Annotated in this window: 9 protein-coding genes; 7 read left to right on the top strand and 2 right to left on the bottom strand. The window is 38.9% G+C overall.

The genetic code is table 11. The annotated features are described in order from the left end of the window. Nucleotides 1-211: 211 nt before the first annotated feature. Nucleotides 212-1420, bottom strand: coding sequence for a porin (locus MTF67_RS13695; RefSeq protein WP_248519826.1), 1209 nt, complete (start codon nucleotides 1418-1420; stop codon nucleotides 212-214). Between the two features lie 518 nt (nucleotides 1421-1938). Between MTF67_RS13695 and MTF67_RS13690 the strand changes: the two genes are divergently transcribed. From MTF67_RS13690 to MTF67_RS13670, 5 genes are all read left to right on the top strand, one after another. Beyond that, nucleotides 1939-3528, top strand: a complete 1590-nt coding sequence (locus MTF67_RS13690) for an ABC-F family ATPase (protein WP_074210169.1) — start codon at nucleotides 1939-1941, stop codon at nucleotides 3526-3528. A 205-nt stretch (nucleotides 3529-3733) separates the two neighbouring features. Continuing rightward, on the top strand, nucleotides 3734-4216 hold the full coding sequence (purE, locus tag MTF67_RS13685) for a 5-(carboxyamino)imidazole ribonucleotide mutase (RefSeq protein WP_006792966.1): 483 nt from the start codon (nucleotides 3734-3736) through the stop codon (nucleotides 4214-4216). 2 nt (nucleotides 4217-4218) lie between these two features. Continuing rightward, nucleotides 4219-5367: a 5-(carboxyamino)imidazole ribonucleotide synthase gene (locus MTF67_RS13680; RefSeq protein WP_248519825.1), complete on the top strand. Its 1149-nt coding sequence runs from the start codon at nucleotides 4219-4221 to the stop codon at nucleotides 5365-5367. A 262-nt stretch (nucleotides 5368-5629) separates the two neighbouring features. Further along, nucleotides 5630-6793 carry an endonuclease/exonuclease/phosphatase family protein gene (locus tag MTF67_RS13675; RefSeq protein WP_248519824.1) on the top strand — a complete coding sequence of 388 codons (1164 nt, stop codon included), beginning with the start codon at nucleotides 5630-5632 and terminating at the stop codon, nucleotides 6791-6793. Nucleotides 6794-6912: 119 nt separating this feature from the next. After that, on the top strand, nucleotides 6913-9414 hold the full coding sequence (locus MTF67_RS13670; protein ID WP_248519823.1) for a prolyl oligopeptidase family serine peptidase: 2502 nt from the start codon (nucleotides 6913-6915) through the stop codon (nucleotides 9412-9414). A 44-nt stretch (nucleotides 9415-9458) separates the two neighbouring features. Here the strand turns inward: MTF67_RS13670 and rrtA are convergent, their stop codons facing one another. Then, nucleotides 9459-10082, bottom strand: a complete 624-nt coding sequence (gene rrtA / locus MTF67_RS13665) for a rhombosortase (protein ID WP_248519822.1) — start codon at nucleotides 10080-10082, stop codon at nucleotides 9459-9461. 64 nt (nucleotides 10083-10146) lie between these two features. Here rrtA and ggt point away from each other — a divergent pair, with 64 nt between their 5' ends. Further along, nucleotides 10147-11925 (top strand): gamma-glutamyltransferase, encoded by a 1779-nt coding sequence (ggt, locus tag MTF67_RS13660; protein WP_248519821.1) that lies wholly within the window; start codon nucleotides 10147-10149, stop codon nucleotides 11923-11925. Between the two features lie 137 nt (nucleotides 11926-12062). Next, nucleotides 12063-13757, top strand: coding sequence for an NAD-dependent malic enzyme (locus MTF67_RS13655; protein ID WP_248519820.1), 1695 nt, complete (start codon nucleotides 12063-12065; stop codon nucleotides 13755-13757). Nucleotides 13758-13788: the final 31 nt, after the last annotated feature.

Here is a 13788-nt window from a genome sequence, read left to right as displayed (position 1 = left end):
TATGTTGCTAAACCAAGCATTGTAAACAACCTACAAAATATATATACAGATTTGCTTTAAGCAATGGTTTGTAGACCCTCAAAAAGAACACATCATACAATATATGGTAAAAGCTAATCTTAACAAATGATTATATATGAGAAATAATAAGCAAGAGTGAGGTTAGGGCACAGCGCCCTAAGTCACTAGAGCGCAAAAGGGTAACTGCTTTCTACAATTGATATCTAAATCCAAATGCAATGCCGTCATCTTCCGATAGTTCCATTTGAGCTAGCTGATCTTTATCATTGCTTTCAAAGTCACTAAAATCTTTACGTGCTTCTATATACGCAATTGTATCTTCGTCAATTAAATAATGAACACCAATAACAGCAAATTGACGTTTAAATACATCGTTCGGATCGGTATTAAAGTTTGGCTGAATTACGTAATCATCGCCTGCATCAAATACGTTGTAGGCAATAAAAGGGCGAAAATCGTTATCAAAGCGATACGATGCAAATGTTTCTATACCTATTGCGTCTTTAATTAAGCGACCCAGATTATCGGTGTCATGATTTTTGTTTTTATTAATATTAGCTGCAACATAAAGGCCTTTTTGATTTACGTGACCCCACATAATGCCTGCACCGTATATTAGGTCTTCAACATTTTGTGTGGTGCCATCACCGTAAGTTAAATCAAACTCGCCTCGGTTTATACCGACTGTAAGCGTTAACATGTCAGTAGGGGTATAAGTAACCGATGCACCAAAGGTGTAGTTAAATTCTACTTGTTGGGCAGCTGTATCGCCTGCATTCCAAAGCGTTTCGCATTCTTGTTCTGTAATGTCACTAACGTCACAGGTATAAAACTCACTGTTTTTCAGCTGTGCTTGCAGTGTAAAACTTAAGTCATTGTAGCTACTACGATATTGAATAAGTTTATCGCCTCGGCCCGTACCGTTTACTGCGCCATCGTCTTTGTTATAGGTATAAACACCCGCTGCATTACCATCCCATACAAAGCTGTTATTTGTGCCATAAACAACGTCGTACCATGCACCCCATTGCTTACCAATTGTAATTTGGCCATATTTATCATGCGAAAGGCCGGCATAACCTAAACGGTTATATAAAAATTCATCCTGAATTGATTCAAAGCGATTGTTGTAAATAATATCGCTACTACCTACAGGGTTTACACCCCATTCAACCAGTCCTAAGGCTTTCCAGCCTTGCTTAAGGTTTCGGTCAATTTTAAAATTTATACGTGATGTACCGTTCACGACTTCAGTTTGGTTTTGCGTATTTATTACTCTTACGTCTAAAAAACCACCCACACTCATTGAATTGCGCTCGTCCGTGTATATGTTTACTTCAGAGAATACTGAAGGGCTAACCATTATTGCTATTAGCATTGATGTTAGTTTCAATTTCATTGTGTGTTTCCTTGTGTGCTATGTGATCAATCATAAGTGCAGGGCACACTAGCAAACACCTTTGTTTGTCAAAAGTGAAAAAACATCATCGAAATTTTATACATAATAGGTAGACATTCACGCTGAGTTAATTGTGTTTTTAAGTTGTTATGAATGTGTATTTTTATAGTAAATACACAAGTAGTTTGAAAATTTTCAACCTTAAAAACATTTAATTATTGTGATGATTTTTCAAGTTAGCTATTAATTAGGTTTCTAGTGTAATAACTCTAATTCTTATGTTTTTCAATTAAATAGCATAACTTTACTTAATTTTTAAAAATTTATATGAGCATGGCTATTTAGCCTTAAATTTAATATTAACCATAAGGTAAATACGAAAATAAAATAAGAAATCTATAATCTTAATCATTAAGTTTTGGTACTTGGTAAGTTTGATTTGTGATAGAAAAATAGGCCATTTTGGTTTAAACTGCGCGCAATTTAAATACATCCTGTCTCCCTTGGAGGGTAGCGCTATTATTAGTACAGCTAACATCACCATGCAATTTGGTGCTAAACCGTTATTTGAAAATATCTCAGCAAAATTTGGCGAAGGAAACCGTTACGGTTTAATTGGTGCAAATGGTTGTGGTAAATCAACATTTATGAAAATACTCAGTGGTGAACTAGAGCCATCTTCGGGTAACGTAAGCACTGATCCAAATGAGCGTGTTGCTAAACTAAATCAAGACCAGTTTGCTTACGAAGAATACTCTGTAATTGATACTGTGATCATGGGTCACAAAGAGTTATGGGCTATTAAACAAGAACGTGATCGTATTTATTCTTTACCTGAAATGAGTGAAGAAGACGGTATGAAAGTAGCCGATCTTGAAACTGAATTTGCTGAAATGGATGGTTACTCAGCCGAGTCTAAAGCGGGTGAGCTTTTATTAGGTGTTGGTATTGCTACTGAGCAGCACTATGGTCCTATGTCTGAAATTGCACCGGGTTTTAAATTGCGAGTGTTACTTGCACAGGTTCTTTTTTCTGACCCTGATATTATGCTACTTGATGAGCCTACCAATAACTTGGACATTTACACTATCAAGTGGTTAGAAGATGTATTGAATCAGCGCGATTGTACTATGATCATCATCTCGCATGACCGTCACTTCTTAAACTCTGTATGTACACACATGGCCGACATAGATTACGGTGAGCTACGCATTTACCCTGGTAACTACGACGAATACATGTTTGCAGCAACGCAAGCACGTGAACGCCTATTAAGTGAAAATGCCAAGAAGAAAAGTCAAATTGCCGAGCTCCAGCAGTTTGTATCACGCTTCTCGGCTAATGCTTCAAAAGCTAAGCAAGCCACATCGCGTGCTAAGCGTATCGATAAAATTCAGTTAGACGAAGTAAAAGCATCATCTCGTCAAACACCGTTTATTCGTTTTGACCAAGAAAAACAGCTGTTCCGTAACGCGCTAGAAATGACAAGTATCAGCCAAGGTTTTGAAGACAATACTTTATTCTCAGGCCTTGAAGGTTTAGTTGAAGTTGGCGAGCGTATTGCCATAATTGGTGAAAACGGCGTAGGTAAAACAACGTTACTTAACACGTTAGCAGGTAAACTTACACCAAAGGCAGGTGAATTTAAGTGGTCTGAAAACGCTAACATTGGCTACTATGCGCAAGACCACGCTGACGAATTCGAAAAAGACATGAACTTGTTTGAGTGGATGGAGCAATGGCAGCAAGAAGGCGACGACGAGCAAGTTGTTCGTAGTTTCTTAGGACGTATGTTGTTTTCACAGAACGATATTAAAAAGTCAGTTAAAGTAATATCGGGTGGTGAGCAAGGCCGTATGTTGTTTGGCAAAATTATGATGCATAAACCAAACATACTTTTAATGGATGAGCCAACCAACCACATGGATATGGAATCGATTGAAGCACTAAACTTAGCGCTTGAAGCATACGAAGGCACTTTACTTTTTGTATCGCATGACCGCCAGTTTGTCTCTTCTGTTGCAACCCGTATATGGGAAATTAAAGACGGTAAAATAATCGACTTTAGAGGTAATTACTCTGAGTACCTAGCAAGTAAAGAAGCGTAATTACGTTGCAATTTCAGATTTACAAAAAGCCATGTTTAACATGGCTTTTTTTGTTTTTGTTGTGTGTTAATTATTTATAAAAAATTAGCCTTTAATCTTCATTTAATACCATTCGAACCTCGCAAATTAAACGTGTTTGGGTATAATACCCGCCTAAAACCGGACATAAGTCCGCTATTTTAAAATACATTACTGAGGAGTATTTATGACTGTTGGCATTATTATGGGTTCTAAGTCAGATTGGCCAACCATGGAACACGCTGCACTGATGCTAGAGCAGTTTGGTATTAAGTACGAAACCAAAGTTGTATCTGCACACCGCACTCCTCAATTACTTGCTGATTATGCAAGCTCTGCTGCAGAACGTGGCATTAAGGTTATTATTGCCGGCGCAGGTGGCGCAGCCCATTTACCGGGTATGGCAGCGGCTTTTACATCTGTTCCTGTTTTAGGCGTTCCTGTGAAATCAAAGGCATTAAATGGTGTTGATTCTCTATTGTCAATTTGCCAAATGCCAAAAGGGGTAGCAGTAGGTACCTTAGCAATTGGTGAACCAGGCGCTGCAAACGCAGGCTTATTGGCCGCACAAATTTTAGGGTGTCATAACCCCGACATTTTTGAAAAAATCGAAGCGTTTCGTAAAAATCAAACAGACACAATATTAGCCAACCCAAACCCTGCAGAGTAACAATGAATATTTTAATTTTAGGTGCCGGACAACTTGCACGTATGATGAGCCTTGCAGGCGCACCGCTTAATTTGAATGTAGTTGCCTACGATGTGGGAACTAAACAAATTAAGCACCCGCTAACGGGTGAGATTTACACAACTACACTTGAACAAGCTATTAGCGACGCTGATGCAATCACGGCAGAATTTGAGCACATTCCTGATGATGTATTAACGCTATGCTGCAACAGTAATAAGTTTTATCCGGGTAAAGCCGCGATTAAAACGGGTGGCGATAGAGCTCTAGAAAAAGCGTTACTTAACAAAACCGGTGTTGAATGCGCGCCTTATCAGTTAATTACAGAAAAAGTACATTTGGAGTTGGCCGCTAAAAACCTGGGTAAGCCACTTGTTATAAAAACCTGCCAAGCAGGGTACGATGGTAAAGGGCAGTGGCGTTTAAAATCTGATGAGCAAATTGACGAAATTTGGTCTGAAATGGCTGAGTTTATAGCATCGGGAACACTAGATGCGCCGCATACTATTATTGCTGAAAAAATGATCCCGTTTGACCGAGAAGTATCGATTATTGGCGCACGAGATAAGCACGGTAATGTTGCAATTTATCCATTAACAGAAAACGAGCACACCAACGGTGTGTTAACACTGTCGGTTGCGGGTAAAAATAACCAAAATGTTGAAGCTCAAGCAATCGATGCATTTACAAAAATTGCAAACGAACTTAACTATGTAGGTGTATTGGCCATTGAGTTTTTTGATGTAATGGGCACACTATTAGTTAATGAAATTGCACCGCGTGTACATAATTCAGGTCATTGGACTCAGCAAGGTTGCCATTGTTCGCAATTTGAAAATCATATGCGTGCCGTTGCAGGTTTACCACTTGGTAATACTGAGCTTAAACATATTACAGCTATGATCAATGTACTCGGACAAGCAAGTATCCCTGCTGAGGTACTTACATTACCCGACGTGACAAGTCATTGGTACGGTAAAACGGCTAAGCCAGGTCGTAAAATGGGTCATATAAATGTATCGGCTCATAATATGAATGACCTGTCAGATAAGTTAAGCCAATTAACTGATTATTTACCAGAACACGATTACCCGGGAATTTTAAAAACGGCAGAAAAGCTCATTCTAGGTTAGGGTTGGATTTTTGTATGGCTAAAGCTATATGGTCCAGTAGGTGATGATTAGGGAAGCCTTCTTACTGTTTTGCACATGGATGTTATTTAGGGGATTGAGCAGGTCTTGAAGCAGTTACTGTCCGACTAGTTCAAAACTTAGTGAATACAAACAATGAAATAATAAAAGCCGAGTAAACTCGGCTTTTTTTTTGCCTGAAAAAACAAAAACAGGTTACATTATTAAATAATCAAAATTACTTTTCTATAAGTAGGATAATTAAATGAAATTTGATCTAACGTTTGGTGCGTTGCTAACAGCTGCTTCATTGAGTCTCAATGCGACCGCAACCGATACAATTCGTGTTGCAACGTTTAATGTAAGTATGGATGCAACAAATTACACTGCCAAAGGCGAGCCTATTAAAAGTGATGCCTTAGTCAAAGCCCTTACCTCAAACACACAACAGATTAAAAATATTGCAGAAATTATTCAGCGCGTTCGCCCTGATATTATTTTACTTAACGAGTTTGATTTTGTTCCTAAAGAACAAGGTATTGATTACTTTAAAACGCATTACTTAGCAGTAAGCCAAAACAAGCAAAAAGCCATAGATTATCCTTATTCTTATATAGCCCCCGTCAATACTGGCCTTGCGACAGAGTTTGACCTAGATAACGATGGTAAAAAAAGTAAAGTAATGGGTGATGCCCAAGGCTTTGGCTTTTTTGAAGGGCATTATGGTATGGCCATATTATCGAAATACCCAATCGATTTTGACAAAATCAAAACGCTTCAAACTTTTAAATACAAAGATATGCCTAATGCAAAAATGCCGTTAATGCCAAAAACAGGCGAGAATTGGTATAACGCTAAAGAGTGGCAAGCTCTTAGGTTAAGTTCTAAATCGTTTTGGGATGTCCCCGTTGTTATTGATAATAAAGCGGTGCATGTATTGGCGTCTCACCCTACGCCTCCTGTGTTTGACGGCGAAGAAGATAGAAATGGTAAACGTAACCATGACGAAATTAGATTAATTGCCGACTACGTAGCCAATGCAGAGTACCTATATGATGATAATGGCAACAAAGGTGGGCTAGAGGCTCAGTCGCGTTTTGTTATTTTAGGGGATTTAAACGCAGCACCAGAAGGTGATAAAGCGCGTTTAGAAACAACAGATCAATTGCTAAAAAATCCATTAATTAATGCACAGTTTGTACCTAAAAGTGCAGGTGCTAAACAGCAATATGAACTTGCCTATGCACAACACTTTACTGCCAATTGGCAAGCACGAGTAGACTATGTATTGCCATCAACTTACGGTTTAGACATTAAAGAAGGCGGGGTATTTTGGCCAGTTGAATCAAACGAACAATATCGCTTAATTAAAGATAGAAGTGCATCAAGCGATCATCGCCTAGTATGGTTAGATTTAGTGATTAAATAATTAAGGCTTAAGTAAACTGAGCTTTACCCTGTTAAATGGCTATTTATCTTAAAAAATTGCATTAACTTTAGTGCTTCTGCTTAAATACCCGTTAATTATAATAACGGTATAGAAGCACTATGGTTTTTAATTTTTCTTCATCTAAAACGTTAGTAGCATTAGCTGTTGCCTCAAGCGTAATGCTTGCGGGTTGTAGTGCAACTGCAAACACAGCCTCAACAAATAATGCTTTGGAAAACAACAAAGTTGAATCGGTGGTTAATACACCTGCCGATGTTGGTTCAGAAAAAATAACTTTAAAACAAGCAATGGCCGATCCTGATTGGATAGGCAACCAACCACAAAATGCCTTTTGGGCTGCTGATTCGGCAACAATTATTTATGCTCAAAAGCAACAAGGTAGCACATTACGTGACTTATTTAGCCAGTCTGTAACGTCGCAAACCGCAGAACAAATAGCATTAAATAAACTACACACACTGGGTGCTAGAAACGCGGTTTATTCAAACGACAAAGCTTTGCAAGCCTACGTCTTTAAAGGCAATGTGTTCGTAAAAAATATTAAAACTAACACACTGCGCCAAATAACCCATAGCACAGCTAACGAATCTAACCCGCAGTTTTTAAACGATGGTACATTGGCTTATCGCCAAGGTAATATGTTTTTTAAGGTTGATTTAGTAACGGGGTTAACACAAGAAATTGCTAACCTAAAACTTGCTGATAAACCAAAAGGAATTAGCGAGCCAAGTTCGTACATTGCAAAAGAGCAGCATAAGCTTATTGAATACATTGCTCTTGAACACAAAAATAAAAAAGACCAACACGCACGTAACGCGCAAATAAACGAACAAAATACTTCTGTAGCAAATACAAGTTACTATTTAGGCAAAGGTAATAAAGTTGATAACGTAGAACTTTCACCCAATGGAGATGCGTTACTAGTTGTCGTAAAAAAACAATCAAGTTGGCGAAGTGACACCGATATAATGCCACATTATGTGACTGACGACGCCACCATAGCACCTAAAAAAGTTCGCCGTCGCATAGCTGATGCAAAAGAAGAAACATCGCAAGTTATATATATTAATTTAAATGATAAAACACAAAACACACTAGCGTTTGATTCGCTGCCAGGTTTTGATGAAGATGTATTAGCAAGTGTAAAACAAGAAAATTATGCACGATTAGGTAAAACCTACGAATCAAAGAACTCACCACGTGCTATTAATTTGATTACAAATTGGGGATTAGGGCAAAGCCCAATAGTTTGGAATAACGATGGTTCGCAAGTTGCTATTATGCTTGAAGCGTGGGACAACAAAGATCGCTGGATTGCTACCGTAGATTTTGAAAACAATAAACTGGTGTCACAGCATCGTTTACATGACGACGCATGGATCGCTTATGCATTTAATAATTTTGGCTGGTTGAATAACGCAAACACGCTTTATTACCTTTCAGAAGAGTCTGGGTACAGCCAGCTTTATAAAAAACCATTAAACGGTAACGCCGTGGCGTTAACTCAGGGTGAGTTTGAGGTATCAAACCCAACAGTTACAAGCGATGATTCTGCTATTTATTACAAAGCTAATGTTGAACACCCTGGTCTATACGAAATTTTCCGTGTAGATCCACAAACAGCTAAAAGTGAAAAAATTACTGCTCTAAATGGCATGACCGACTATACGTTGAGTCCAGATGAAGAAAAATTACTGCTTGTTCATTCAAAAATTACTATGCCTAGCGAGCTATATATTGCGGATGCTAAAGCAAATGCAACGCCAACACGTTTAACTAATACAGTATCAAGCGCTTTTTTAGCTAAAAAATTAACTGCACCAAAAATAGTTGCAGTGCCGTCTAGCCATACTGATGCGCCAATTTATGCCAAGGTATACTACCCAGCTGATTACGTAGAAGGCGAAGGTGGTAAAACTCGTAAAGCGGTTATTTTTAATCACGGTGCAGGTTACTTACAAAACTCACATATGGGTTGGTCTGTGTACTTTAGAGAGTTTATGTTTCATTCATTATTGGCTGATGAAGGTTACGTGGTAATGGATATGGACTACCGTGCATCTAAAGGGTATGGCCGCGACTGGCGTACAGCTATTTATCGTCAAATGGGCACACCAGAAACGCAAGATTTAGCTGATGGTGTTAAATGGATGGCTGAAAATGCTAACGTCGATACGCAAGCAGTAGGCACCTACGGTGGTTCTTATGGTGGCTTTATGACCTTTATGGCATTATTTACTGCACCAGAGTTGTTTCAGTCAGGTGCAGCACTTCGCCCGGTAACTGATTGGGCACACTACAATACTGCTTATACTGGCAATATTTTAAACCATCCAGATGTAGATCCCATTGCATACGAGCGTAGCTCACCTATTTACTTTGCAGAAGGTTTAAATAAGCCACTGTTGATCAATGCACCAATGGTAGACGATAACGTATTTTTTCAAGATTCAGTACGCTTAGTTCAGCGTTTAATTGAGCTTGAAAAAGAAAACTTTGAAACGGCTATTTTCCCAGTTGAACCACATGGTTTTGTGCAACCGTCAAGTTGGTTAGATGAATACCGCCGCATTTATAAACTATTCAAAGACACTCTTTAAATAAACAATGTAAAACGCCACTTTAGTTAAAGTGGCGTTTTTATTTAACCTTTGGGCCTATTTTTATAATATTTAATAACAAGCTCGATGCCTAACAATGATCCGCCAATAGCACCAATCAAATGAGCATCTATTGCAACGGTCGAATTAATAAGCTCGCCAATATCAGCACTTGGACCACTCAATTGCTCATATGCTATTTTTACCCACACACCGATGAATAATAAATACCCCGATTTAAGGCCTTGTGTAATATCTTTTACTGCGCCCCAAATAATAACACCGTGTAACAGCGCGCTTAAACCTGTATAGATATGTATGTCTGGGCAATAAAAATACACGCCTAAACCACACCAAAGCGCTAAAGTGATTGTATTTATAAAGTACCGGGTAGGGGTAGTATACTCACCATGTAATAACCAAATTAAAAAAATCCCGCTTATATTTAACCCCAAATGAGCCCAATTTGCGTGTACAAATTGGCTAGTAAAAATACGCCAAAGCTCACCTTTGTTAACTAATGTTCGGTTAAATTCTAGTAAATTATTTAAATCAAATGCAGCAAAAATAGTGCTAAAAAGTATCAATAATAAAGGTGGTAAAATATAACGAGGCTGTATAGGTAAATTAAGCATTTTATTGTATTTTTTTAGTATTAATTTTTGCATATTGTGCCCGTTTAACTTTAAGATGCCAATTACCTATTGTAATTAAGTGTTTTTAGTATTTTTTATGCATTTTAAACTTAACTCATTATTTGCTATCGGCTTAGGTGTGCTGTCTTTGCCGGTGCTGTCAAAAGAACCCACAAAAGTAGAAGTTCGCGAACCAGAAGCTACCACATCAATTAGTTCTAAGCAGATTGTTGTAGGTGACAAATACATGGTTGCCGCGGCAAATCCGTATGCATCTCAAGCGGGAAAGCAAATATTAGCAAAAGGCGGCAGTGCAGTTGATGCAGCAATAGCCACTCAACTTGTTTTAACACTTGTTGAGCCTCAGTCATCGGGTATTGGTGGCGGTACATTTATGATGTACTACAACAAAGCAAATAATAAGTTAACCAGCTTTGATGGAAGAGAAACGGCCCCTAAAAATGCGAATGAAAATTTATTTTTAAATAAGCATGGCAAAGCGGTCAAATGGATTGAAGCCGTTGTAGGCGGTCGTTCTGTAGGCGTCCCTGGTGTTCTACATGCCTTTGCAAATGCGCATAAGCACTATGGTTTATTACCTTGGGAACAGCTATTTAAACCGGCTATTGAACTTGCTGAACAAGGGTTTGTTGTATCGCCTCGATTACATGGTTTGTTAGCTCGCCAGCTAAATCCAGGTGTTATGAGTATGCCAGTGATAAATGAATACTTTTACCCAAATGGTAAACTCATTGAGGCCGGTACCGTAAAAAAAAACCAGCCGCTTGCTGATTTATACAAAGCCATTGCTAATGAAGGCATTGATGCGTTTTATAAAGGTGAAAACGCAAAAAAAATGGTAAGTGCGGTACAAAATTCAAAAATTGCACCCGGTAAATTATCTCAGCAAGACCTTGCACAATACAAAAGCAAAGAACGCGATGCTGTTTGTATAAAATACCGTGTTTATAACGTATGTTCTATGGCACCACCAAGTAGTGGCGGTGTGGCTGTTTTACAAATACTAGGGTTACTAGAGCATACAAATATTTCTGCCTTAAAGCCTAACAGCGAACAAGCAATTCACTACTTCAGCCAAGCGTCGCGTATTGCCTTTGCCGATAGAAATGTATACATGGGTGACCCAGATTTTACTGAGGTACCAACTCAAGCGCTATTAAACAAAAGCTACATTAAATCACGCGCAACACTCATAACCGAAAAAGATCAGCATGCAGTTGCCGGCGACCCCGTTAACTACTTAAGTTATGCACAAGATGATTCGTATGAACTCCCTTCAACATCGCATGTCTCTATTGTTGATAGCTTTGGTAATGCAGTATCAATGACCAGCTCAATAGAAATGGCATTTGGCTCTACAGTTATGGTTAATGGTTATATTTTAAATAATCAGTTAACCGATTTCTCACTTTCTCCTCGTAAAAACGGTAAGTTAGTTGCTAATCGTGTAGAGCCAGGAAAACGCCCGCGCAGTTCTATGTCACCGGTTATGGTTTTTAATGAAGATGGTAGCTTACGTTTAGTTGTAGGATCTCCTGGTGGTAGCCGCATTATTGACTACGTCGCTCAAGTAGTTGTTGGCGTTTTAGACTGGAATTTATCGGTGCAAGAAGCTATTAACCTGCCGCGTACTACTAATCGTAATGATTACACCAGCCTTGAAAAAGGCACCGTTATTGAATCACTTGCACCAGCACTCACTTCACGTGGTCATAAAGTGCGTGTGTTAGACCTAAATTCAGGTTTACATGGTGTTGAAGTGAAAAATAATAAGCTGTATGGCGCAGCCGATCCGCGTCGTGAAGGTGTTGCGTTGTCTGATTTAACTAACAATAACGCCACTTTCAAATTTTAAATTATGTATAATACAAACACGACCTATGTGCGTGTTTGTATTCTCAATGGTCTGACAAGTACTATGTTCATTGCATTTAAATTCTGAGCATTGATAATGACAGATCATAACTTAAGACTCCATTAAAGCCTGGAAATATGACAACAAATACTGATCCTAATTACTTATATATTCATCACTCTGGCCCTGGCCTTATTGAAACGCCATTACTAAACAAGGGTAGTGCGTTTAGTAAAAAAGAGCGCGAAAATTTTAACCTTGCAGGTTTACTTCCTCCACGCTTTGAAACCATCGAAGAGCAAGTTGAACGTTGTTATCAGCAATACTCAAGTTTTACCGACAATTTAAATAAGCACATTTATTTACGTGCCATTCAAGATAACAACGAAACGCTTTATTACCGCTTAGTGCGCGATCATCTTGAAGAAATGATGCCAATTATTTACACCCCTACGGTGGGTGATGCCTGTGAAAAGTTTTCGGATATTTACCGCAGCGCACGTGGCTTGTTTATTTCGTACGAAGACCGTTACCAAATTGACGACATTTTACGTAATGCCACAAAGGGTAAAGTAAAAGTCATTGTTGTGACCGATGGTGAACGTATATTAGGACTAGGCGACCAAGGTATTGGTGGCATGGGTATTCCTATTGGTAAATTGTCATTGTACACCGCGTGTGGTGGCATAAGCCCAGCATATACATTGCCAGTTATGCTTGACGTAGGGACAAACAACGAAAAGCTTTTAAATGATCCTATGTATATGGGCGCGCGCCATAAACGTATAGCCCAAGACGAGTACGATGAGTTTTTAGATCTATTTATTAAAGCGGTCAAACGCCGTTGGCCAAATGTATTGCTTCAATTTGAAGACTTTGCACAACCTAATGCTATGCCGCTTCTTAAGCGCTATCGTGAAGAAATTTGTAGCTTTAACGATGACATTCAAGGCACTGCATCAGTAACAGTTGGCTCTTTATTAGCTGCGTGTCGTGTTAAAGGCTCAACTCTTAGCCAACAAAAGGTTGTATTTGTTGGTGCAGGCTCTGCGGGTTGTGGTATTGCTGAGCAAATTATTAGCCAAATGGTATTTGAAGGTATCTCTGAAGAGCAAGCACGTAGCCAAGTATTTATGGTTGACCGTTTTGGTCTGTTAACTAATGGCATGGAAGGGCTACGCGACTTCCAACAAGCTTTAGCGCAACCAACAGACGCGCTAAATGATTGGACTTACAGTGGTGAATACGCGTCATTGTTAGATGTAATGCATTGTGCAAAACCAGACATACTTATTGGTGTATCGGGTCAGCCAGGTTTGTTTACAGAGCAAGTTATTCGTGCAATGCATTCAACGTGTGAACAACCTATAATTTTCCCGTTAAGTAACCCGTCTAAACAGGTAGAAGCACACCCAGAAGACGTCATTAAATGGACTGATGGTAAAGCATTAGTTGCAACAGGTAGCCCGTTTGATCCCGTTGAATATAATGGTGAAACTTTCCCAATTCCACAGTGTAACAACAGTTATATTTTCCCTGGTATTGGTTTAGGCGTTATTGCAGCTAAGGCTACACGCATAACAGATGCCATGCTTAGCGTGTCGAGTGAAATGCTTGCTGAGTCTTCACCGCGAGCAAACAGCGGTAAAGGCAGTTTATTACCAGCATTAACAGAAATTGAAACGCTTAGTAAACGCATTGCATTTGCTATTGCTAAAAAAGCGATAGAAGAGGGGGGTGCATTGGAAATTTCTGACGATGCTCTGTGGGCAGCCATTGATAAAAATTATTGGTTACCAAAATACCGTAACTACAAACGTTGCAGCGTTTAAGTGGTATAAGTAATTTTATGTAACCCTGCGT

The organism is Pseudoalteromonas sp. 2CM32C (genome assembly GCF_023161925.1).
Lineage (GTDB): Bacteria > Pseudomonadota > Gammaproteobacteria > Enterobacterales > Alteromonadaceae > Pseudoalteromonas > Pseudoalteromonas marina.
Note: the sequence above shows the minus strand (reverse complement) of the source record. Positions and strands in the feature narration are given on the sequence as shown.

Coding starts and splice junctions, on each gene's coding strand:
- MTF67_RS13695 (WP_248519826.1), bottom strand. CDS start 1,420: ATGAAATTGAAACTAACATCAATGCTAATAGCAATAATGGTTAGCCCT.
- purE (WP_006792966.1), top strand. CDS start 3,734: ATGACTGTTGGCATTATTATGGGTTCTAAGTCAGATTGGCCAACCATG.
- MTF67_RS13680 (WP_248519825.1), top strand. CDS start 4,219: ATGAATATTTTAATTTTAGGTGCCGGACAACTTGCACGTATGATGAGC.
- MTF67_RS13675 (WP_248519824.1), top strand. CDS start 5,630: ATGAAATTTGATCTAACGTTTGGTGCGTTGCTAACAGCTGCTTCATTG.
- MTF67_RS13670 (WP_248519823.1), top strand. CDS start 6,913: ATGGTTTTTAATTTTTCTTCATCTAAAACGTTAGTAGCATTAGCTGTT.
- rrtA (WP_248519822.1), bottom strand. CDS start 10,082: ATGCAAAAATTAATACTAAAAAAATACAATAAAATGCTTAATTTACCT.
- ggt (WP_248519821.1), top strand. CDS start 10,147: ATGCATTTTAAACTTAACTCATTATTTGCTATCGGCTTAGGTGTGCTG.
- MTF67_RS13655 (WP_248519820.1), top strand. CDS start 12,063: ATGACAACAAATACTGATCCTAATTACTTATATATTCATCACTCTGGC.